The 21236-nt window shown below is 49.2% G+C and carries 21 protein-coding genes and 2 riboswitches; of the genes, 9 read left to right on the forward strand and 12 right to left on the reverse strand.

Going from position 1 to position 21236, the window contains the following annotated elements; genetic code table 11:
* Positions 1-46: 46 nt before the first annotated feature.
* The 3 genes from AB1L17_RS11840 to AB1L17_RS11850 form a co-directional block, all read right to left on the reverse strand.
* Complete coding sequence (locus tag AB1L17_RS11840; protein ID WP_412845072.1) at positions 47-862, reverse strand: hypothetical protein; 816 nt, start codon at positions 860-862, stop codon at positions 47-49.
* Positions 863-944: 82 nt separating this feature from the next.
* A complete protein-coding gene (locus tag AB1L17_RS11845; protein WP_412845071.1) occupies positions 945-1130 on the reverse strand; it encodes a hypothetical protein in 186 nt (61 codons plus the stop codon).
* Positions 1131-1192: 62 nt separating this feature from the next.
* Complete coding sequence (locus AB1L17_RS11850; protein ID WP_412845070.1) at positions 1193-2005, reverse strand: DUF2797 domain-containing protein; 813 nt, start codon at positions 2003-2005, stop codon at positions 1193-1195.
* Between the two features lie 141 nt (positions 2006-2146).
* On the opposite strand from AB1L17_RS11850, the gene AB1L17_RS11855 reads away from it, so the two are divergent.
* Positions 2147-2860, forward strand: coding sequence for a polysaccharide deacetylase family protein (locus AB1L17_RS11855; protein ID WP_412845069.1), 714 nt, complete (start codon positions 2147-2149; stop codon positions 2858-2860).
* 61 nt (positions 2861-2921) lie between these two features.
* Here the strand turns inward: AB1L17_RS11855 and AB1L17_RS11860 are convergent, their stop codons facing one another.
* Positions 2922-3650 (reverse strand): amino acid ABC transporter ATP-binding protein, encoded by a 729-nt coding sequence (locus AB1L17_RS11860; protein WP_412845068.1) that lies wholly within the window; start codon positions 3648-3650, stop codon positions 2922-2924.
* A 146-nt stretch (positions 3651-3796) separates the two neighbouring features.
* Here AB1L17_RS11860 and sppA point away from each other — a divergent pair, with 146 nt between their 5' ends.
* The 5 genes from sppA to AB1L17_RS11885 all read left to right on the forward strand — a co-directional run bounded on the left by sppA (position 3797) and on the right by AB1L17_RS11885 (position 7608).
* On the forward strand, positions 3797-4762 hold the full coding sequence (sppA, locus tag AB1L17_RS11865) for a signal peptide peptidase SppA (protein ID WP_412845067.1): 966 nt from the start codon (positions 3797-3799) through the stop codon (positions 4760-4762).
* A 29-nt stretch (positions 4763-4791) separates the two neighbouring features.
* Complete coding sequence (locus AB1L17_RS11870) at positions 4792-5283, forward strand: RDD family protein (RefSeq protein WP_412845066.1); 492 nt, start codon at positions 4792-4794, stop codon at positions 5281-5283.
* Positions 5284-5399: 116 nt separating this feature from the next.
* A complete protein-coding gene (locus AB1L17_RS11875; RefSeq protein WP_412845065.1) occupies positions 5400-6410 on the forward strand; it encodes a CAP domain-containing protein in 1011 nt (336 codons plus the stop codon).
* 251 nt (positions 6411-6661) lie between these two features.
* On the forward strand, positions 6662-6982 hold the full coding sequence (locus AB1L17_RS11880; RefSeq protein ID WP_412845064.1) for a hypothetical protein: 321 nt from the start codon (positions 6662-6664) through the stop codon (positions 6980-6982).
* A 116-nt stretch (positions 6983-7098) separates the two neighbouring features.
* Entirely contained in the window at positions 7099-7608 is a 510-nt protein-coding gene (locus tag AB1L17_RS11885) for a DNA polymerase III (RefSeq protein ID WP_412845063.1), read from the forward strand.
* 487 nt (positions 7609-8095) lie between these two features.
* Here the strand turns inward: AB1L17_RS11885 and AB1L17_RS11890 are convergent, their stop codons facing one another.
* The 8 genes from AB1L17_RS11890 to AB1L17_RS11925 all read right to left on the reverse strand — a co-directional run bounded on the left by AB1L17_RS11890 (position 8096) and on the right by AB1L17_RS11925 (position 18301).
* Positions 8096-9280 (reverse strand): MFS transporter, encoded by a 1185-nt coding sequence (locus AB1L17_RS11890; RefSeq protein ID WP_412845062.1) that lies wholly within the window; start codon positions 9278-9280, stop codon positions 8096-8098.
* A gap of 29 nt (positions 9281-9309) precedes the next feature.
* Positions 9310-11394 carry an ABC transporter ATP-binding protein gene (locus AB1L17_RS11895; RefSeq protein ID WP_412845061.1) on the reverse strand — a complete coding sequence of 695 codons (2085 nt, stop codon included), beginning with the start codon at positions 11392-11394 and terminating at the stop codon, positions 9310-9312.
* 19 nt (positions 11395-11413) lie between these two features.
* The gene (locus AB1L17_RS11900) at positions 11414-13156 is read right to left on the reverse strand and encodes an ABC transporter ATP-binding protein (RefSeq protein WP_412845060.1); all 1743 of its coding nucleotides are present in this window, start codon (positions 13154-13156) and stop codon (positions 11414-11416) included.
* 136 nt (positions 13157-13292) lie between these two features.
* Complete coding sequence (locus AB1L17_RS11905) at positions 13293-13868, reverse strand: GNAT family N-acetyltransferase (RefSeq protein WP_412845059.1); 576 nt, start codon at positions 13866-13868, stop codon at positions 13293-13295.
* Between the two features lie 94 nt (positions 13869-13962).
* The gene (mtnA, locus tag AB1L17_RS11910; RefSeq protein ID WP_412845058.1) at positions 13963-15003 is read right to left on the reverse strand and encodes an S-methyl-5-thioribose-1-phosphate isomerase; all 1041 of its coding nucleotides are present in this window, start codon (positions 15001-15003) and stop codon (positions 13963-13965) included.
* On the reverse strand, positions 15000-16229 hold the full coding sequence (mtnK, locus tag AB1L17_RS11915; protein ID WP_412845057.1) for an S-methyl-5-thioribose kinase: 1230 nt from the start codon (positions 16227-16229) through the stop codon (positions 15000-15002). Before mtnK ends, mtnA begins: the two co-directional genes overlap by 4 nt.
* 134 nt (positions 16230-16363) lie before the next feature.
* A riboswitch (SAM riboswitch) is annotated at positions 16364-16508 on the reverse strand.
* Between the two features lie 96 nt (positions 16509-16604).
* Complete coding sequence (locus tag AB1L17_RS11920) at positions 16605-17777, reverse strand: anti sigma factor C-terminal domain-containing protein (RefSeq protein ID WP_412845153.1); 1173 nt, start codon at positions 17775-17777, stop codon at positions 16605-16607.
* Positions 17778-17785: 8 nt separating this feature from the next.
* Positions 17786-18301 (reverse strand): sigma-70 family RNA polymerase sigma factor, encoded by a 516-nt coding sequence (locus tag AB1L17_RS11925; protein WP_412845056.1) that lies wholly within the window; start codon positions 18299-18301, stop codon positions 17786-17788.
* Between the two features lie 130 nt (positions 18302-18431).
* Positions 18432-18609, forward strand: a riboswitch (SAM riboswitch).
* A gap of 86 nt (positions 18610-18695) precedes the next feature.
* Between AB1L17_RS11925 and AB1L17_RS11930 the strand changes: the two genes are divergently transcribed.
* Genes AB1L17_RS11930 through AB1L17_RS11940 form a run of 3 tightly spaced genes read left to right on the forward strand, consistent with a single transcriptional unit; the run spans position 18696 to position 21235 of the window.
* Positions 18696-19910, forward strand: a complete 1215-nt coding sequence (locus AB1L17_RS11930) for a 2,3-diketo-5-methylthiopentyl-1-phosphate enolase (protein WP_412845055.1) — start codon at positions 18696-18698, stop codon at positions 19908-19910.
* Positions 19907-20575: a 2-hydroxy-3-keto-5-methylthiopentenyl-1-phosphate phosphatase gene (locus AB1L17_RS11935; protein ID WP_412845053.1), complete on the forward strand. Its 669-nt coding sequence runs from the start codon at positions 19907-19909 to the stop codon at positions 20573-20575. Before AB1L17_RS11930 ends, AB1L17_RS11935 begins: the two co-directional genes overlap by 4 nt.
* 3 nt (positions 20576-20578) lie before the next feature.
* Complete coding sequence (locus tag AB1L17_RS11940; protein ID WP_412845052.1) at positions 20579-21235, forward strand: methylthioribulose 1-phosphate dehydratase; 657 nt, start codon at positions 20579-20581, stop codon at positions 21233-21235.
* Position 21236: the final 1 nt, after the last annotated feature.

Here is a 21236-nt window from a genome sequence, read left to right on the forward strand (position 1 = left end):
CTTTTTCGTTTATATCGTCGTTTCTTTCATTGTAAAAGAAGTACACCTAGCGGACAACGGTTACCGTATTGTAAAACATCACGCCTGATTCTGCGATTTCCGGCACTTCAATGAGCAAGTAGTTATTTATGATGGAACGATCTGCACCGTCTCCATGTTCATATGTTTGATAGTGGACGAGCATCTCTTCCACCCAAATTCTAATTCCCTCAATCTCCACCGTATCTGTTTCACTCTGTGATGTTTTGATCAAGAGATAGGTTTTGCCGTTTAGAGCAGTGTAAAACGTATTGCTCTGACTGTTTTGAATAAGTGGTTTCGCCCACGCCTGGACCTGCTGATCGGCTTCGGCCAGCTCGATCACACGAAAGGTTGGATACAGCTCCTCTGGTAGTTGGTCTTGCTCTTGCTCCACATCCGTCGTATATCCAGCCATCATGTTGTACCCTTCCACTGTCCACATTTGACGATGTGTACTTCGTTTCTTCATCGTTACCTCATATAGCATCCCGTCAATCGTCGCTACAAGGATTCTCCGAGGATTTAACTGACTGCCTATCGTTTGAAAGCTCTCGATTTCCGTTTCTAGCTCACTCTGTACAAAACGGCGTAGAACTTTTTTGTAGTTACGGTTGTCCGGATCGTTTTGCAGTTGTAACATCTCATCTTCGTTATACTCGATGCCCACTCCTTTGTCGTCTGTCCAATCGAACGCTTCAACAACGGCGTCCCGGTCCACCAACTTCTGACGCGCTTTTGTGGAAGTAACTGACGTTTCAAGTGTCACCCCGAATTCGTACATCCCCCACATGCAACCAATCAGCACCATCGCCACCAAAAAAGAATGCACCCAGACCCGCATACCACTTCCTCCTCACCTATTCACCGTGCAAACAAAAACGACAGCCATGACTCTCTTCTGGCTGTCGTACATACGTAAGCTTCTATAGTGGAATGTGGCTTTCACTGCTTTTCGCAGTCTCTTCTTCATTCGTCTGAGCATCAGGATTTACCTGCCACATTTGCGAAAGCGGCGAGTAGGGCACCCCTAGTTGCTTGGCATCCTGAACCTCCACGGCCTCAGCCAGTGTCCCGGTTAAAGGCATCGTGTATTCGATGTGCTCATCCATCTGCCCATCCTCCTTCACATTGGCGTAGGTCTTCCTAGCTAGTGTGAGGAGTTTGGACGACATTATGCAGACGGTTTTGCTTTGATCTCGACTTGATAGCCCGCGTGCTTTCTCGTCTGGAATACACCATTCTCAAAAATCAAATACTGTGCCTTCACACCGATCAATCGGCCGCCGAGCTGTTCCTCTTTATCGAGTGACTTGGAATTGATTTTATCCAGAGACTCCAGAATCGGATAGGCAATGTCTACCCATTCGTCCTCGCGATATTGGAATGGTTTAAACTGTTCAGGGAAATGACCGTACACCTCGTCTCGCATGGCGATCAGATCAATTTCCTTCACATCTCCCTTGAGCATTTTGCGCCAATTGGTCTTGTCCGGCAAAAACTGGCTCAAATGAAACTCCAGCTCTCCAGCCATGCGACGAGTAGGAACCTCCGCAATCGGAATCGCGCGAATTGCGCCTTGATCCACCCAACGCTTCAATTCATTATGCTTGCGAGTCAATCCTACCTTTATATCACTCGACACTGCCAGATAGACAAAATGAGGAATCATGCAATATCTCTCACCGAAGCTCTCGTCCCGGCAAGTCCCCAAGTCAAAATGACATTCGTGCGGCTTGACGATGCACAAGTCATTTTCCGGCAGCTTGGTAAAACAGGGATAGCAGTACCCGCTGTTAAACGTCTTGTTCGTTTTGCGACCACAGGCGATGCAGTTTTTTTGGCCCAAAAAAGAAATCGTCAATTCACAGCCCAGCCATTCATTAAGCGGAAGGCGATCTTCACCGATGTTCAAATAGTAGTCTACCGGCTTGTCCCCTCCATGGTACTCGTGAGTTAGTCCTTGCAAAATACCGCGGAGTTCCACCAAACTCTCTCCTCTCCTATGTACGGTGCTTTCATTTTAACATAACCCACCCTAACTCTGACCGCTGTTTTCTTTTGGTAGCATGTTTTCCCTATCATGCGGTGAACCTAATCACATCCCAGAAGAAGGAGGCGATTGCTCATGCGAAAATGCATACTGTACGCCTTTCTTTTCGCCTTTCTTTTCGCCTGCCTTCTCGGCTACGGCACCCTACCTGCTTTTTCCCAACAAACGCTGCCATCTTATGAGCCTATCCACCGAATCGACACGCAGAGGAAGGTCGTCGCACTCACCTTTGATGATGGGCCTGATGCTGTCTACACCCCCAAAATTCTCGAGGTGCTGCATCAGTATAACGTACAAGCTACGTTTTTCGTCCTCGGCTCCCAAGTGGACAAGCATCCGAAAGTCATGCAATGGATTTACAAAGCTGGGCACGAAATCGGCAATCACGGCTACCACCATTATGACCTGAACAAGCTGACCGAGCATGAGGTGTATGAAGACATCAAGCATGCCGAGCGATCCATTTTAAAGACGACCGGAGTTTTGGTGCAATACTATCGTCCACCATACGGCATCCTCACACACGATGTCATGAATGCTGTTCAATCCAGTGGCTACGACATCATTCGCTGGTCCGTTGATCCTCGTGATTGGTCCTTGGCACGTACGGCCAACATCATCGCCAAAAGCGTCAAAAGCAATGTCTCATCCGGAGATATCATCCTGTTTCATGACGGCGGTTTTAACCAGCGGCAAACGGTCGCTGCACTCCGAGAACTCATAATAGATTTGCGCTCGCAAGGCTATCGCTTTGTTACGGTTAGTCAATTGTTGGATGCAGCAAAATAACACGGCACCAGTGCCTCGTTTTTCATTGAAACGAAGCAGCTGGTGCCAACGGTTTAACGGTTTAAGCCAATACTTTGCCCAAGAAGGAACGCAAGCGATCGTTACTGCTGCTGCCAAAAACCTCACTGGGATGACCTTCTGCCATGATGACACCTTGATCCATGAAAATGATTCGGTCCCCCACTTCTTTGGCAAAATTCATTTCGTGCGTGACTACAACCATCGTCATGCCTTCTTTGGCCAAATTTTTGATGACGGCGAGCACTTCACCCACCAGCTCCGGATCAAGGGCCGATGTCGGCTCGTCAAACAGCATCACCTTTGGATTCATCGCGAGCGCCCGAGCGATTGCCACACGCTGCATTTGACCACCAGACAGCCTTTCCGGATACACATCTGCCTTGTCCTGCAGCCCTACCTTTTGTAACAGTGCCAAGCCTTGCTTGCGTGCTTCCTCTTGAGAAATTTTCTTCACTTTAATGGGGGCCAGCATGACGTTTTCCAGCACCGTTTTATGCGGAAAAAGATTAAAGCGCTGAAAGACCATCCCGACCTCTTCCCTGACTTTATTAATATCGGTCTTAGGGTCAGACAAATCATGTCCGTTGATGACAATTCTTCCACTGCTCATTTCCTCCAGCTGATTCAGGCAACGCAAAAATGTGCTCTTACCCGAGCCTGACGGACCGATGATGCAGACGACTTCCTTTTCTGCTACCTGAGTCGTAATACCTTTCAGAACTTTTAGCTCGCCGTAGTTCTTCGTCAAATTCGACACTTGAATAATCATTTGTCTTTCCCCCTATTGCGATCAAGCAGCTTTTCTTGTCATCTCATTTTACCGCAATAATCTAAAAATTGCATGAATTTACTGTTTACTCTGTCTCATGCGTAACTCTGCCCTCGACGGCTCATGCTAAGTGTGAGGTGGTTTTCATGCATCGCAAAAAATGGATCGCTTTATTAATCGTACTGCTCGTATTTGCATTAGGGATTGCGGTGGAAGGGATTTACGGGACTTACACGGAGCTAGTCGACCATCCCGGATTTGCTTGGGAAGAAAATGTGGTGTCCGGCTATGGCAACAGCAAAATCGTGCAGCTGTTTGTGAACGGTGTCATTACCGGACAACAAAATAGCGCCGGGTTGCCTTCGATGACGGAGCTGTTGACGGAACAGCTTCGCCGGATTGAAGAGGATGAAATGGTGAAAGCATTGGTACTGCGCATTGATAGTCCAGGCGGAGAGGTCGTCGCTACCGATGAACTGTATCGGCGCTTGCTGCGGCTCAAGCAGGTCCGCAATCTTCCCATCGTTGTCAGCATGGGGTCCACAGCAGCCTCAGGCGGCTATTACTTGGCCACAACAGGCGATGCGATTTTTGCCAATCCCAACACACTAACCGGCAGTCTCGGTGTCATTTTCAATCTGTTCAACTACAGCGAAGCCGCCAACAAGCTCGGGGTTCATCAATACGCGATCAAAAGCGGACGCTTCAAGGACATTGGCAGCCCCGCCCGGCCACTGACGGACCCGGAGCGGCAAATTTTCCAAACACTCGTCAACGAAAGCTACAGCAATTTCGTCGATGTCATCGTCAAAGGCCGCAACCTCTCCCGCCAACGCGTGGTGGAAATCGCCGATGGTCGTGTCTATTCCGGTGAGCAAGCAAAGCGACTGGGGCTGATCGATGAATTCGGCGATTTGGAGGAAGCGACACGCTACGCGCTCTCCTTGTCTGGTGAAAAGGAAGCCATGGTCATACGCTATGCAGACCAGCTCTCAATCAGCAAGCTGTTATTCAGCATGAAGCAGTACTGGTCGAATCCTGATCCGCTCGGTCTGACACGCTTTATGGACCGCCAAACCTCGCCTCGCCTGCTGTATCAGTTCATTCCGTAGCCTTATATAACTTAAAGGAGTGACTTCACATGAACCAGCTACCCGACGAAGAAAAAGCAAATGATCCCGCATCCCTTGAGCCTTATCCAGAAGCCCATCCACAGCATTTGTATGCTGGCTTCTGGATTCGCGTCGTCGCATCACTTCTGGATTCGCTCTTCTTGATTGGGATCAGCTACCTTGTATTCAATCCGTTACGGCGCGTTTTTGCCGTTCCTTACGCCTCTTTTCACTTCATCGACTTGTTAGAGGTCGTCTTTGATCTCCTCTACTTGATCTTGCTGACCTGGTGGTCCGGACAAACCTTGGGAAAGCTGATCACAGGTATACGTGTCATCAGTGCCAGACAGGCGCGAGGCAGTTTGTCTGTTGGACAGGTACTTCTGCGCGAAGTGATCGGCAAATTCGTCGCTTCGCTCGTGTTCGGACTGGGTTATTTATGGGTCGCATGGCACCCGCGCAAGCAAGGCTGGCATGACCTGATCGCCAAAACGTACGTCATCCGAGACCGCAAACCATAACCTCCGCTCCATCGCGGGGGTTTTATTTTTGCTTCCTTGGTCCCTATTTTTGTAGAGGCTTCCTGCCGATACCATTATCAACAAGGCAGATCCTATCCAACCGAGGAGGAAGATACATGCGTAAACAGAAAGTAACCAGCATCCTCGCCCTGAGCCTTTCGCTGGCTCTGCTCGGCCACCTTGCCCCTGTCCTTCCTGTTTCAGCTGCAACTGCTGTCCCCCAAAAAGCAGCCGTCAAAACGAATCACGTCTATAACCTTCAGCTAGGAATGAGCGCAGCGCAGGTAGAACAAGCATTAGGCAAGCCTGCCCGCATCGACCCTAGTCATACAGGTGTAGAGTGGTGGATTTACAATCAAGATTTGAACAACTATATCCAAGTCGGTATGCAAAATGGCAAAGTAGTGACGTTGTTTACCAACGGCGCCAAGCTGAATGTGGGTGGCATCACGATTGGCTCTACAACCAAAGCGCTGCAGGATAGCTGGGGCGCACCACAAAGCACATTGACGATCATCCCGACACTGCGTATCCAAAAAAATACGCTTGCTAACCCGACCTATGTACAAAACAATCAGGTGATCACGTTCTCTATTGATAAACTGGGTGAAAATAAAGTCGCAGGCGTGCGTATCTCTACCCCTGAGCATTTTGCCACCATTGCGATTGGCTTGATGTATCCCATTTCCTATACGAAATTACCTGAACTGCCGAAACTGACAGACACACAGATGAAGCAAGCAGCGCTCGCATACGAGAAACAAAATTTGGACTTGCTCAACGTTGCGAGACAGCGTGCCAAGCTGCCTGTTGTCACTTGGGATGAACAAGTTGCAGCAGTGGCCAGAGCACACAGCCAAGACATGGCCCAGTATAACTTTTTCAACCATACCTCCCCATCTACGGGAAGTCCGTTTGATCGCTTGAAGCAAGCCGGCATTCGCTACAGCTTGGCTGGTGAAAATATCGCCTACGGACAGCTAGACGGGATTGAAGTCCATATGAGCTGGATGAACTCCGCAGGTCATCGTCAAAACTTGCTCCAACCGAAATTCAAGCAGCTCGGTGTCGGTGTCGTTATGAAAGACGGCCGCCCGTATTTCACGCAAAATTTTGTCACTCGTTAAAGATTTCCGTAACTGCTTCAAAAGACGACCCTTTCCTCAAATTTTTGGGATAGGGTCGTCTTTTGTATGTTTCATCTAGAAATTATATCCAAGTACCTATAGATGCATAGTACATTCAAGGCTTTCTATCTATTGTTTGTGACCACTTCACATCCGATACTTCAATATATGGGTATTATTACCTTTATTTATATAGATTGGATATCAGTCATTCATCTGCAATCAGTGGGCTTGCCATACAAGCTCTGACTTTGGGAAGAAGTAAATCCATTCAGGATTTAGTGAGTGCTTTAAGGAAGGGAAAGAAGGCAACGGGTAAACCTCCAGTTCCTATAAAAATCGGTGGGGGGAGCGATCTAAATTTTGTAAATGAGCATGCGAAAAAACATATTTACGATTCTAGTAAACCTTCCACAAAGAATAGATCCCAGTATGGTCAGGATGTTGATGTAAAAGAATTGAGAAGGGAAACCATGACTAATCCAGACAAAGCTTATACAAATTGGCCCAATCCCAATAATCCAAATCCAAATAAAATAACGAATATTATAAGGAATTTGACGGGAATATAAGTACGCCTGACACACCGACAGGAAGTCACAGGGTCTTCGAAAATTTAGATAATCCGAAAAATAGTTCCCATTTTCCTCATGTTCCTAGAAATAAAGAATAGAAAGCAGGTACACAAATGGCTATGTTTCTTTATCATGCAATATTGCCTGAAGATCATGATCACCATGTTTCAATCGAAGAAATTATGAGTCGAGGGATAAAGTATTCAACAAAATCTAATAACTGGTATGGGAATGGTGGGGAAATTAAGTCACAGATAGCTGATAGGTTAAAACCTCTTAATGCTCCTATCTGGGTGAACTTTCAGACAGCTATAGGAGTAAACATAGAGCCTCACAAGCCTAAATCGTTTTACTTTCCTATCTTTACGGATAAAATTTTAGTTTTTGATGGGAATATTACAATGAATATATATGACCAATCATTCTATGAAGATAATAAATTCACCTTTGAAGAGGCGTTGGATTTTGATACTGGTGAATCTCTTGAGCATTGGATCAAATTGTATTGGAATAGTATGATGACACTAGGAGAGTACTTGTTAAAAAAACCTTATCTAAAACCAGAAGTGTTGGTTTTTGAGTCAATACCTAAAGAGATCATTCGCGTATGTGAAAATTCGTAAATGTGTACATATCTCGATTTACCCCCTTAAAATTTCAGCAATCCCCCCTTATTTTCGATTTGTCACCTGCATGCTTCTTCAAATCAAAAAAGCTCAATCACATTTTTTCTAAAGAAAAAGGTACAGTCCCCTCATCTTTTGTGAGTGACTGTACCTTTCTCAGATCAACCGGTCTTTTTTTGTAGCCTCTTTGTCAGTTGCTATGGCTGGGAAGTTGCATTAGTAGTGGCAGGTGCAGGTACAGACGGTGTCGGAGCCTGGGCGTCATCTGAGAAAAACGGGATGATTACCAGACTGAGCACGAAAAACAAAATCCAAGCAATGCCTCTTCTGAAAATGCATGGTGTCAGCATTGGGTAACCCCTTCCAATCATGCAGTTCTACTTACTATTCATACGCTTCCCTCCTTGATGCCCGTTTATGCTTTTTTGGGCGAAAAAAATAAAAGCCTCGCCAAAAGCTTGGCGAAGCTTACCCATCTTTGTATTTACCCCTGCTTTTGCAACGGCATCGAATACGTCTCTTCTTGGCTTGCTTTTTGTTTGAAAAACAGGCAAGCTGCCGCAAAAACAATAAGCAGCGATCCCATCAGCCAAAAGATCGTCCACGGCTCCCACATGTCCATCAGCAGGCCATTCACATTCGGAGCCAAAATACTGGCGACACCAAAATTGACGCCCGCGATAATTCCTGCGGTAGGAACCATCGATGCTGGTAAAATATCTGCCGAGAAAGCCAATCCCAGCGAGTAAAAGGAACCAACAGCCGCACCTGCTATAGCCAACAGCAGCATCATCAGCCATACGTTTTCACCTGCAAATGGGAATAAGAAGAAGGCCAATCCCCCTACGAGAGCACACACGAGCATAACCTGTTTGCGTCCTATGCGGTCACTCAATGCCCCCAGCGGCATCTGCAAGATAATACTTCCCACGACAAACGACGGAAGGATCAAGGAAACCCATTCAACGGACAAGCCCGTACGCAAGGCATACACGGGAAAACTTCCGTTGAGTGACGTCTCCATGAAGCCGTACAAAAACGAAGGAATCAGCGCCAGCCAAGCGAGTCGCAAAACAAACGCGTATTTGTTTTGCTTCTTTTCCGTTTGTTTGATCTGTTCGGGAAACTCATTTTTGATCCGGGATAATAGCAAAAAGGCAACGAGATACAAAGCGAGCAGAGCGCCAAACGGTACCCAAATCCCCAAATGCAACACACTTAAGCCCAATGGACCAATACTGAAGCCCACTCCATAGGCCAGCCCGTAAATGGAAAGATCACGTCCCCGATTCTCGGGAGCTGCAATCTTGGTCACCCACATTTGGCTGGCGTAATGCAAACCGCTATCGCCCACACCCATTAATAAACGCAAAAAGAACCAGATTGCCAAATGGTTAAACATCGGGATGAGTGCTGTTGCGATCGTCACCAACAGCAACCCCCACAATATCGTGGCCCTGTATCCGATGCGCCGCAGCGGGATTTCCAAAAATGGATTGACCATGACCATCCCAATATACAAAGCAGCAGCGTTGAGTCCGTTCATCACGGATGAAACACCTTGTTTTTCCAATAATACCGTCAGCATCGGGATCGTCAAGCCTTGGCTTAACCCCGCAATACCGACAACCAATATCAACACCCAAAAGGTGTAGCGCGACTGTGACATGGTGTTGTTTCTCCTTCCTAGCTCCCTACTTAAGCACTCTCTACAGAAGCACTCCCCTGCTGAAGCTGATACATTTTTTGATACAGCCCGTTCTTCGCCATCAGTTCATCATGCGTGCCTCGCTCCATGATTTCTCCACGGGACAGAACAAGAATCTGGTCAGCGTGCTGAATCGTCGACAGCCGATGCGCAATGATGAATGTCGTCCTACCTTTTGATAGTACATGCAATGCTTCCTGAATGGCTAGCTCTGTTTCACTGTCAATGCTTGCCGTAGCTTCATCCAAAATCAGCATGGCAGGATCGGCAGCCAGTGCCCGTGCAAAAGAGATCAGTTGACGCTGGCCTGCGGATAGCGTCATGCCTCGCTCAACGACTGGCTCGTCATAGCCACCTGGCAGCTTCGAAATGAATTCGTCAGCGCGTACGGCTTCTGCAGCCCGCTTCACTTCTTCATCCGTAATCGTTTCATTATACATGCGGATATTGAATCCAATGCTTCCTGTAAACAAGAACGGGTCCTGCAAAACAAGTCCGACATGACTGCGCAGCGAGTGCGTGTCAATCTGTCTCATATCCTGTCCGTCGATGAAGATACTCCCTTTTGTCACCGGATAAAATCCGAGCAGCAAATTCATCAAGGAGCTTTTCCCTGAGCCGGTATGCCCAACCAGTGCAATCGTCTGACCAGGCTTCGCGGTGAAGGAGACGTTTTTCAAGACGTAATCGTCACCTTGATAGGCAAAGGAGACATGATCAAATACGACTTCTCCACGCGGGCGCTCGATCTGTGCACCGGTTTCTGCCTTCTCCGGCAGCTCATCCATAATTTCGAAGACACGCCCCGCCGAAATCGTCGCCTGCTGCATTTGCGACAAACGGTTCATAATCATGTTGATCGGTTCGAAAAAACGTCCCATATAGTCTACAAAAGCAAAAAGCGCACCGAAGGAAATCGCACTGTGAAAGGACGTCGAGCCGTAATACCAGACGATCAGGGTCAAGGAAATTTTCCAGATCAGGTCTACTGCTGGGCGCAACAGCAAGGATTCCAGATTGATTTCCTTCATCCGCACCTTGAAGTAATCTGCGTTTACATCTGAAAACTCCTTTTGCACGCCTTTTTCCCGACGAAGAGCCTGCACGATTGTCATGTTCTGGATCATTTCATTGATCGTCGTGTTCATATCACCGAGCTTCGCCCGAATCACCGCATAATAGCGGGAACTGTACTTTTGATATACGTAGACCAACAGTACGAGCACGGGCACCGTCAAAAAGCAGAAGAGGGCCAGCTCAGGCTGCAAGATGTAGAGCGCGATCAAGATTCCGATCAAATACAGACCGTTCTGCACAAACGTGGCGAGCACACTTACATACAGCTCGCGAATGGCTTCTGTGTCATTGCTTACACGCGAGACCAGCGCACCTACTGGCGTCTTGTCAAAAAAGGCAACCGGGAGCTTTTGCAGATGGATAAACAGCTTCATCCGCATCTGCTGAATGATGCGCTGCGCGATTTTTTGCAGCCACAAAATCTGGACGTAGTTGAAGCCAGCCGAGAGCAAGATCAGTGCTCCATAGCCTACGGACAGCCAGACAATGGGCAGGACATCCCCCTGATACATCGCCTTGACTTCTTCTGCGGTCAGCCGAATGCCTGTCGAAGTCGCTTGATTGCCTGAGGCATCCTTCGTCGTTACCTCGAAGCGCTCCCGTCCGTTTTCCGGTGCTATCGGGGTGATTTGCTTCTCGGCGTTTTGAGTTACCTTGCCCGCTACCAAATAATACGTCGTGCCTTCTGCAAGCACGGTTACCTCTTTTTGTTTAACGCTGTTGATTACGAGACCAGTCTTCGCTGCCACATCTTCGCGAATATAATTCGTACCGTTGAGTGAGGCGACTTGGCCCTCTGCTTGCTGTGGTACCTCGTCCAGTTGATACCAGGGCTTCTGGATCGCCAGGATGTGATTATCGATCATGACCTTGGCTAAAAATGGACCTGCCAGCTCAGCGCTCGTTCCTAATAAGAGCAGGAACAGCGCTCCGAAGATTTGCTTTTGAAAGGGTCTGGCGTAATCGGTCAGACGCCCCCATATATTTTCTTTGCTCATGAGACGCTCTCCCCCTCTCTCAACCGGCCACATCCTGTTCCATTTGCTGACGGCGGTACTGCTCCGCATACCAGCCATTGAGCAGCATCAGCTCGTCATGTGTCCCTCGCTCGACGATCTGCCCCTCATCCAACACGAGAATCAGCTGCGCATGCTGTACGGCAGACAGGCGATGTGCCGTAATAATCGTCGTTTTATCCGCGCGCTCCTGTCGCAGATGCCGGAGGATGCTCTCCTCTGTCCGCGCGTCAACCGCCGATAAAGAATCATCGAGAATCAGAATCCCCGCATCCATCAGAAGAGCACGCGCGATGGAAATGCGCTGTTTTTGCCCCCCGGAGAGGGTGACCCCCTTCTCTCCAACCATGGTTTGCAAGCCCTCTCTGAATTGAGCCAGATCTCTACTCATTTCAGCCAGCTCCAAAGCGTGAATGACGTCCTCTGTTGTCGCTTCCGGTTTACCGAATGTGACATTCTCAGCGATCGTCCGCGAGAACAGCAAATGCTCCTGAGGTACATAGGCGATTTTTTCCCGCAGCGTATCGAACGCGAGCTCCTCAATCGGGATTCCACCGATAAACAGCGCCTGCTCCTTCATCTGATATTGATGCAGCAAGGCACGGCAAAGAGTCGACTTCCCGCTTCCCGTCCGCCCGACAATCCCAAGCGTTTCACCCTCACCCAAACGAAACGAGATGTCGGTGAGTGCCGGCTTGTCAGTTCCCGGATACGCAAAGGAAAACTGGCGTGCTTCCACGGTATTGGCTGCTTGGTTCGTGATCGGATTCGCAACCTCCGTCACATCTGGCTTCTCCACCATTAGCTCTGTAAAACGCTTGTGAGAAGCGCCACCGCGTTGCAGCACATTGACCAGCCAACCAAAGGCGAACATGGGCCAAATTAAAAGTCCCAAGTATAAATTGAACGCAACCAAATCACCCAAAGAAATCGCGCTGGTAAAAACCAGATACGTCCCATAGCCCAGCCCGATCAAAAAGCTGAAGCCAATAATAATTGCGATCGTCGGCTCAAAAAGGGCGTCGATCCGCGATACGCTCACATTTCGCTCCAGCGTTTTTTCACTGACCTTGCGATATGCTTCTACATCGGCTTTTTCCTGAACGAACGCTCTCAAAACACGAACACCTGAGACCGATTGTTGTACATGATCGTTCATCTCTCCGAAGGCTTCCTGCGCCAAGTAAAAGCGCTCATGCAGCAGTCTTCCATAATAAGCAGTAGACCAAGCCAAAAACGGCATCGGAATCAGTGCAGCCAACGTCAGCTTCCAATCGATCGCTGTCACCATGACGCCCAGCGTTAACAAGGTCATGAACAGCGCATCGACAAGCGTAAGCACCCCTGTACTCGCCGTTTGTTCAATGGCAGGAATATCGTTTGTTGCAACTGCCATCAGATCTCCACTGCGTTTTCGATGAAAAAATGACGGGGTCATTCTCGTCAAATGGGCAAACAGTCGCTCTCGCAACGTCCGCTCCAATATCAAGGCTCCCCCATTTAACAAGTACCGCCATAGAAAGCGCAATCCATACAAGCTAACACCCAATGCGAGCAAGATGACCACCGTTTGCGTCAAGGCAGCGTTTGTCAGGGAACTGTTACGTATAGAATCGACCGTGTCCCCGATTAGCTTCGGAGGCCAAAGCATAAGTACGTCAATGATGAACAGCACAGAAATTCCAATGATGTACCGCTTCCAATGGGCGCGAAAAAACCACGATAATTGCCGAAGAGTCTGCATGTAAATCACCTCTATTTATTCAAACCTAATTGCAGGACTAAAAAAAGGGCTTGCGAATCACGCGCAGCCCTCTTGATCTGTCCTCACCATCGTAATTTACAGAATTTTCATTGTCAATCTGCCCATACAGTTCAGTCTAACTTTTTTTATCGGTTTTCCAGTCAAGCCATTCCTCTTTTAGCAGGCTGTAAGTCGCATGATCCACGTAATGATCGTAAAGGAATTCATTCCGACGGAGTACCCCTTCCAGATGAAACCCTAATCGCTCCGGGATCAATCTGCTCTTGTAGTTTTCCGTAGCAGCCTGAATCGTTACTTTTTCCAAATCCCAAGACCCGAAGATCAAAACGTCCAAATAGGTCGCCACCGCTTCTGTCATCAAGCCCTTGCCCTGGAACTCTGCACCCAGCCAATAGCCAATGGAAGTCTTTTTGTTGATCCAATCCACCGTATGTACGCCGACTGTTCCCGCCAGACGCCCTTGGTACCAAATGCCGTAGTTAATGCCGCGATTATCGTTGTACTGATTGATCGTCGCTTGGATGAATTGGCGCGAATCCTCCACTTGCTTTGTAAAATTCAGCCACGGCAGCCATTCCCTAAGATTCTCCCGGTTCGAATCCGTAAGCAAAAACAACTCCTCAGCATCGGCTAATTCCAACTGTTTCAGGTACGTGTCTTCATTGATTGCTATCCTTTGAATATTCGGCATACGACTCTCCCCTTTTGTTGGATATTTTACTAAAAAACGCTAAAACGAGCAAAAAGCGCTCGCCAGCAAGAGGGCGAACGCTAACAGATGTCGTTTACTTTTTGCTATTGCCGATCTCTTCCGGCTTGAAAATGCCTGTCTCCGTGACAATGGCTGTGATGTACTTCGCTGGCGTCACATCGAACGCAGGATTGTACACCTTGATATCGTCTGGAGCTACCTGTTTGCCCAAGCCATGAGTAATTTCTTCGGCTGGACGCTCCTCAATCGGAATATCTGCGCCTGTCGGTGTCTCCAAATCGACGGATGACAAAGGTGCTGCTACGTAAAAAGGAATGCCGTGTGCTTTTGCCAATACTGCTACCCCATACGTACCAATTTTGTTGGCGACATCGCCATTTGCTGCTACGCGGTCTGTACCCACGATGACAGCCTCTACTTTTCCTTGAGACATGACCATCGCCGCCATGTTGTCGCAGATGAGCGTCACATCAATCCCTGCTTGCTGCAGCTCAAAAGCAGTGAGACGAGCACCTTGCAGTACCGGACGAGTTTCGTCTGCGTACACTTTCAGATTCCAGCCGCGTTCCTTTGCCAAATAAAATGGGGCGGTAGCCGTTCCATACGCCGCCGTAGCCAATGCCCCTGGATTACAGTGCGTGAGAATTCCCATACCATCATGCAACAGCGTGAGCAGATGCTCTCCGATAGTCCTGCAAACTTCAGCGTCTTCCTTTTGAATCGCCAGTGCTTCATCGAGCACGGCCGCCTTCAACTCGGCAATCGACGCTCCGCTTTCTTTTTCCACCCGAGCCTTGATGCGATCCAACGCCCAGAACAGATTCACGGCTGTCGGACGGGAAGAGCCCAGATAATCAGCCTGCTTGGTCAGCTCCTGCCAAAACTCGTCATAGTTACTCGCTTCACTGCCACGAACGCCCAGGTAGAGCCCGTAAGCAGCCGCCATGCCAATCGCTGGTGCGCCGCGCACTTCCAAGTTACGAATAGAACCCCATACCTGTTCGGAGGTGGTCAAGTTCAAATAGATCGTTTCTACTGGCAGACGTGTCTGGTCAAGCAAGACCAGTGCATCATTCTCCCACTTTACAGGTGCCAATCGTGTGCTGGTTGTCATACTGTTGTAGCCTCCTGATAGTAACGTTCGGTCACAGTGCGAACGATGTCTGTGATGTCTGTCGATTCGTCTATGCTGCCGCGACCGAGAATCAGCGCTTCTCCAATCGAGAGAGCCAGACGCTCTGCTTCTGCGCGGGTATGGTCGTCTTCAATGGCATTCAGGTCCGCTACTCCTGCCAAACCGATAACACGGCGCAAGATTTTGCATCCAGCATAGCCTGCTGTATCCTGAATCACGCGCTTCACGTAGCTTTGCCACAGTCCTTCGACATGGGCGCTGCGCTCTTTCGCGTGCTTGTGCCAGAGCTGAACGAATTGCGAAACGAATTCATTCCAGACATCCTCGACCGTTTCCAGTAAATATTCGCGATACGCTTCCCGTTCTCCTTGATCTTTTTGCAAACCGTGCTGTCCTGCGTAGTTGAGCAGCAGATTCGCAATGACCGCCCCAATGTCAAAACCGATGGGACCGTAGTAAGCGAACTCCGGGTCGATCGCTTTCAGGCTGTTTTCCGTGATGAAAATACTACCCGTATGCAAGTCACCATGCAGCAGCGCTTCCGAGCGCGTGAGGAAATCGTATTTCAGCTTGGCGATTTCCAGCTTCAGCGGTTTGTTGTTCCAGATCGCCTCGACCTCTCGACGGATCAGCGGGTTGAAATTGTTGGTTGGCGCATTTTCATACGGATCGGTAAAGACGAGATCCTCTGTGATTTTGCATAATTCTGGATTTATGAATGTTCCGACTAGCGCTTTTTTATCGTACGGATGCGCGCCCAAGTCAGAAGTGAAGAACAAGGTTTGCGCCAGAAAACGACCAATTTGTTTCGCGAAAAGCGGATAGCGTCTTCCTTCTATCAGACCTTTGCGCATGATGATGTGGTCCCCGACGTTTTCCATGACGGTCAACGCGAGTTCCCCATCGAAGTGATACACCTGCGGCACCAGGTCTGGTACGTATTTGTGCTGAATGCGGAGTGCTTCGCTCTCGATGCGAGCCCGATCAATCGTCAGCGGCCAAGATTCTCCCACGACGCGGGCAAAAGGCAGTGCTTGCTTGACAATGACGCTCTTTCCGGTTGCCGGCTCCTGAATGTCAAAGACCAGATTGAGGTTGCCATCCCCGATTTCGTGGCTGGTCAGCTCTGCTCCTTCACTAAAAAGTCCCGGTATTCCTTTTACGTACTCTACTGCTTCCTGCTCAGTCAATGCGCGATATGCCATGATTACAAAACTCCCCTCTACGTATTTTTCCTCTATCTCTACTTGTTTTGTTTGCGTACCTGGAGTAAAAAAAAGACCTCTTTTCCCGAAGAAAAGAGGTCGTGTCGTCACGTGTAAGAACCGTGTTGATGTCCCCCTTATCTTCCAGACCACTTTTGTTTCTGCAGGAATTAGCACCGTGCATGTCGCCTGTCAATCATTCGCTGCTCGCGTCTGAATGGCGTCATGTCGGTTGCCGGGTATCATCGGGCCAGTCCCTCCACCTTCTCTGGATAAGGTATCCAAAACGTATTCGGTTTTTGATTTAGTTTGAATCATACAACCAACGCTTCCACGATGTCAACACCCTTTTGTGCAAAAATTCGCACCTTGCTACTAGTAGGTGTAATGTATTCCCGAGGCCGCGGGTCGCTCCCAATTCCACCAGTCTACCTTGCCTAAAAGCGCTGCTGTAATTGACTTTTCAGCCTTGAGCTTCAGGAGTTCTTTCGTAGGTCCGGTGAGGACAGCTCCGTAGATTCGCACTCCGTTTTGCTGCATGTAGTTGTATCGTTCTGTAATTTGTGGGTCCCTATGAAATAACAAGGATCTGCCGATCTCGCGAGTCAAACCTTCTCTCTCGGACAAGTACTTCATTTCGTTCAAATAAGTCGCCATCCGCCTATCCCATTCTCCGTTTACAAGAATAGGTCCGCCATAATTCAGCTCATGCTCTGCAAAACCCCATACACGTCCCGGGCCCAACATCAATTTTCCATCTTCACTCTCCTTGGTCTCTACCCCTGTGTCTACGGCAAACCAAACCGTATCTTGTCCCGAAGAAGGAACATGACGTGAAACCAATTCATAATACTCCTCGTACGTCAGGAAACGATCGAAGGAAATCGCAAGCTGAGAAACAGTTCCCTCAGGCAGCTTCTCCATCGTCGTCCAGGCAGGTGATGAGAAAGACTGTGTATCCTGCGTTGCCCCCTCTTTCGGATAACGGAAATATAGCTTCTGCTCCCTGACCCCATTCAGCCATTGCGGCCCAGCATCTACGTTCCACAGCACATTTGAGCTTTCAAAGCGGCCAGCATTCTTTTCTTCCGCTCCAACCCTTTCACGCAGCTCCATGCTGATATTGCCGTATAGCAATCCGACCTGCGAGCCACTCCCGCCTACACTTACACCTGGCTGAGTAAAATTAACCATTGCCTTCGCGACGCGGAACAGATCTTCATGCATCAGTGACCCTACCCAGCCATTCAAAAATAACAGCACCATAGCAGTCAAAAAGGGAAGCCCTATGGTGAATCCAGCGTTGGACAACCGATTTTTCCATTTCCCCCGGCGAACAATGGCACGCTGTTTTTCAGCCGACAACGTTGCAGTCTGTTTTGCCTCCGTACTGTCTTCACCCATTTCTTCCCCCAGCAACAACCTCTCCAACCGCTGTGCGTACTCCTCGTCAGCGGCAATCTCCTCCTCGAATCGTTTTACCTCTTCCCCTGACATCTCTTTACGCAAATAAGCGAGCAGCCTTTGTTCCCGCTCATGATCACCCATATTCTTCACTAGCTCTCCTCCCTCCACAACTGCCGCATCTTTTGTCTCCCCCGAAACAACGAACGCTTGACGTCTGCCAAATCAATTTCAAGCACTTCTGCCATTTCCGCGTAGGTAAACTGCATCGCTGCCAGTAAAATCACTTGTCGCTGTTTTTCCGGTAGTCGCTCCAAATAGTCATAGGCAATTTCCCACAGCTCCTTGTTTACGAGCTGATCTGCCGGGTCTACAACAGAGTGATCGTGCTGGTCCGGGAGGCTTTGCACCAAAGTAACCGGGCGCTTCGCTTGCTTGCGATGCCCGTCTACAAAAGCGTGATAGGCCACCTTGAACAGCCACGGCCGTACTTTTTCTCCATGGTAATCGTCCAGGGAAGAGTAGGCGCGACAAAAGGTCTCCTGTGTCAGATCCTCTGCCAGCCTCTCATCTCGTGTCAGCCGGAAAAGATAGCGGTAAATATCGTTTACATGCAGCTGGTACACTTCCTCCAGACCTACTTTCCCAAGCCGTTCACACCCTTTCATCCCTTACCACGAAATGGTAGCGAAAAAGTTCCACTTCGTCCCATTTTTCTGACAGAAGACTGCATATTCCTCGCAAAAACAAGGATTGACTTCCTCCCAGCGAACGTCATATCATGGGGGAAACGAATAACTCTTATCGCGAGCTGGCTGAGGGACTGGCCCTATGATGCCCGGCAACCGGCGCTATACCATGAACCGTACGATGATGATGCGTACTCTGGATAGCGAAACGGTGCTAATTCCAACGGATAAGAGTCGAGATGGAGCATCTTTACACTCGTCTCGGCTACTGACCCGAGAGATGAGAGGAGACGAGACGCTTTCATAGTCGACAACCGCCTCCCCGCTCAATGGGGAGGCTTTTTTCATTCTTCGAAGGAGGATTAGACGTACCATGAGTGAGCAACGTATCCTCGTAACCTATCTAACACAAGCGAAAGACTTGAACAAGAAGGCCCAAGCCATTGCTGTCGGCATGACTGTCGGTTCCTGGACAGACCTGCCTCTAGCCAAGCAAGCTGAGCTAGCGCCTTATCTTGGTGAAGCCGTGAGTGCGACACCACTTGAGACACTCGAAAACGGAGAAACACGCGGTCTGATTACCGTCAGCTATCCGACTCGCAATTTTACAGCGGACATCCCATCCTTGTTGACCGGAATATTCGGCAAACTGTCGATGGACGGCAAAATCAAGCTAATCGACATCGTTTTCCCTGACTCATTCCTCCAAGCTTTTCCCGGACCGAAGTTCGGCATTGAAGGTCTACGCGAACGATTAGGGGCACATAACCGTCCGCTCTTGATGAGCATTTTCAAATCGTGCCTGGGTCTTCCTTTCGACGACCTGAAGACACAATTCCGTGCACAGGCATTGGGCGGCGTTGATCTCGTAAAAGATGACGAAATCTTCTTTGCAGATGACCGTGCTCCTTTTATCGAACGGATCAAAGCGTTCAAGCAAATCGCACTGCAGACGGAAGCCGAAACAGGCAAGCCCGTCCTCTATGCGGCGAATCTGACCGGACCTGTGCATGAGCTGAACGAAAAAGCGAAACGCGCGGTAGATGCAGGTGCTGATTGCCTTTTGTTCAACGTGCTGGCCTTTGGCTTCGATGCTCTGCACCGTTTGGCTGACGATCCTGATGTACACGTACCGATCATGGCTCATCCAGCATTGGCAGGGGCTTACTATCCGTCACCTGACTACGGAATCGCTACTCCGCTGCTACTCGGTACTTTGATGCGCGTAGCAGGAGCTGATTTGGTTCTTTTCCCATCTCCATACGGCAATGTGGCACTGGACAAAACAGAAGCACTACAACTGGCAACGCATTTGACAGACCCACTGGAAGGAATTCGACGCTCCTTCCCAGTCCCATCTGCTGGAATTCATCCAGGACTCGTTCCACAGCTGTTCGCGGATTTCGGCTTGGACCAAATCGTCAACGCGGGTGGCGGTATTCACGGACATCCTGGTGGAGCAACAGCAGGAGCGAAAGCGTTTGTCGCTGCGATTGAAGCTGTCACTGCTGGTCGTACTCTTGCAGAAGCAGCCTCCCAGTCACAAGAACTGGCAATTGCATTGGAAAAGTGGGGTGGCGCACGATGAGCAAGAAGCTCGTCCTGTTCTGCGATTTCGACGGAACGATTACCGAAAAAGACAACATCGTAGCGATTGTCCGCAAGTTTGCTCCCCCTGAGTGGGAAGCACTAACGGAGCAAATCCTTTCCCAAAAAATAAGTGTTCAGGAAGGCGTAGGCAAGCTATTTCAACTACTGCCCTCCTCCTTGCGCCAGGAAATTATCGATTTCATTGTCCATGAAGCGACCATTCGCCCTGGATTCGCTGAATTCGTGAGCTATTGCCGCGAAGAAGGCATCGAGCTGTTGATTACGAGCGGTGGCATCGACTTTTTCCTGGAGCCCATCCTCGCCCCATTTGATCTGACTGATGTGCCGATCTACTGCAATGGCAGTGATTTTGGCGGAGAGCGGATCACCATTACGTGGCCCAACGCTTGCGATGAGCATTGCACGAACGGCTGCGGCATGTGCAAAACGACGATCATCCGCCGTTACGATCCAGAGAACCATTTCCGTATCGTCATCGGTGACTCCATTACGGATTTGGCTGGAGCAAAAATTGCCGACTACGTGATTGCCCGTTCCTTCCTCGCCGAAAAGGCAGAAGAGCTGCAATTGCCGCACAGCACATTTGCCACGTTCCACGACGTGATTCGCATTATACAGGAAGTAAAACAGGAGGTTGTCTAACTCATGACCGCAACACTCGAACAACGTCTGGATGCCTTTCGCCGTCTGGATGATGCCAAGCTAACGTTTGCCCGCCGGGACTGGTTTCCCGGCACCAGCGGCAATCTCTCGATAAAAATACAAAGTGAGCCTTTGCAATTTGCTGTAACGGCAAGCGGCAAAGACAAAACGAAGCTGTCCCCTGAAGATTATCTGGTAGTAGATGAAGACTCGCGCCCGGTTGATGAAACCACGCTCAAGCCTTCCGCGGAAACGCTCATCCACGCCATCGTCTATAAAAACTTCCCGAATGCGGGCGCTTGCTTCCACGTCCATACAGTGTGGAACAATCTCATCTCCGAGCTGTACTTTGGTCAACGCGCTTTCTCCATCCAGGGGCAAGAGCTGATCAAGGGACTCGGAATCTGGGAGGAAAACGCGCGCATTACTGTTCCGATTGTTGAGAACTTTGCTGATATTCCGACCTTGGCTGCAGCGATCGAAAAAGTGATCACGCCGGAGGTTCCCGGTGTACTCATCCGCAACCACGGTATCTACACCTGGGGCGGAAATGACTTCGAGGCCAAGCGCCACCTGGAAACATTTGAATTCCTGTTCGAGTATCACGCCCGCTGGCTGCAATTGCGCCAAGCAGTCGTGTCCACTACAACCACCAATTAAG

The organism is Brevibacillus jepli (genome assembly GCF_047229145.1).
GTDB lineage: Bacteria > Bacillota > Bacilli > Brevibacillales > Brevibacillaceae > Brevibacillus.

Coding starts and splice junctions, on each gene's coding strand:
- AB1L17_RS11940 (WP_412845052.1), top strand. CDS start 20,579: ATGACCGCAACACTCGAACAACGTCTGGATGCCTTTCGCCGTCTGGAT.
- AB1L17_RS11870 (WP_412845066.1), top strand. CDS start 4,792: ATGAACCAGCTACCCGACGAAGAAAAAGCAAATGATCCCGCATCCCTT.
- AB1L17_RS11845 (WP_412845071.1), bottom strand. CDS start 1,130: ATGGATGAGCACATCGAATACACGATGCCTTTAACCGGGACACTGGCT.
- AB1L17_RS11860 (WP_412845068.1), bottom strand. CDS start 3,650: ATGATTATTCAAGTGTCGAATTTGACGAAGAACTACGGCGAGCTAAAA.
- mtnK (WP_412845057.1), bottom strand. CDS start 16,229: ATGGCATATCGCGCATTGACTGAGCAGGAAGCAGTAGAGTACGTAAAA.
- AB1L17_RS11930 (WP_412845055.1), top strand. CDS start 18,696: ATGAGTGAGCAACGTATCCTCGTAACCTATCTAACACAAGCGAAAGAC.
- AB1L17_RS11935 (WP_412845053.1), top strand. CDS start 19,907: ATGAGCAAGAAGCTCGTCCTGTTCTGCGATTTCGACGGAACGATTACC.
- AB1L17_RS11875 (WP_412845065.1), top strand. CDS start 5,400: ATGCGTAAACAGAAAGTAACCAGCATCCTCGCCCTGAGCCTTTCGCTG.
- AB1L17_RS11905 (WP_412845059.1), bottom strand. CDS start 13,868: ATGCCGAATATTCAAAGGATAGCAATCAATGAAGACACGTACCTGAAA.
- AB1L17_RS11895 (WP_412845061.1), bottom strand. CDS start 11,394: ATGAGCAAAGAAAATATATGGGGGCGTCTGACCGATTACGCCAGACCC.
- AB1L17_RS11840 (WP_412845072.1), bottom strand. CDS start 862: ATGCGGGTCTGGGTGCATTCTTTTTTGGTGGCGATGGTGCTGATTGGT.
- AB1L17_RS11925 (WP_412845056.1), bottom strand. CDS start 18,301: ATGAAAGGGTGTGAACGGCTTGGGAAAGTAGGTCTGGAGGAAGTGTAC.
- AB1L17_RS11885 (WP_412845063.1), top strand. CDS start 7,099: ATGGCTATGTTTCTTTATCATGCAATATTGCCTGAAGATCATGATCAC.
- sppA (WP_412845067.1), top strand. CDS start 3,797: ATGCATCGCAAAAAATGGATCGCTTTATTAATCGTACTGCTCGTATTT.
- AB1L17_RS11890 (WP_412845062.1), bottom strand. CDS start 9,280: ATGTCACAGTCGCGCTACACCTTTTGGGTGTTGATATTGGTTGTCGGT.
- AB1L17_RS11855 (WP_412845069.1), top strand. CDS start 2,147: ATGCGAAAATGCATACTGTACGCCTTTCTTTTCGCCTTTCTTTTCGCC.
- AB1L17_RS11900 (WP_412845060.1), bottom strand. CDS start 13,156: ATGCAGACTCTTCGGCAATTATCGTGGTTTTTTCGCGCCCATTGGAAG.
- AB1L17_RS11920 (WP_412845153.1), bottom strand. CDS start 17,777: ATGGGTGATCATGAGCGGGAACAAAGGCTGCTCGCTTATTTGCGTAAA.
- mtnA (WP_412845058.1), bottom strand. CDS start 15,003: ATGACAACCAGCACACGATTGGCACCTGTAAAGTGGGAGAATGATGCA.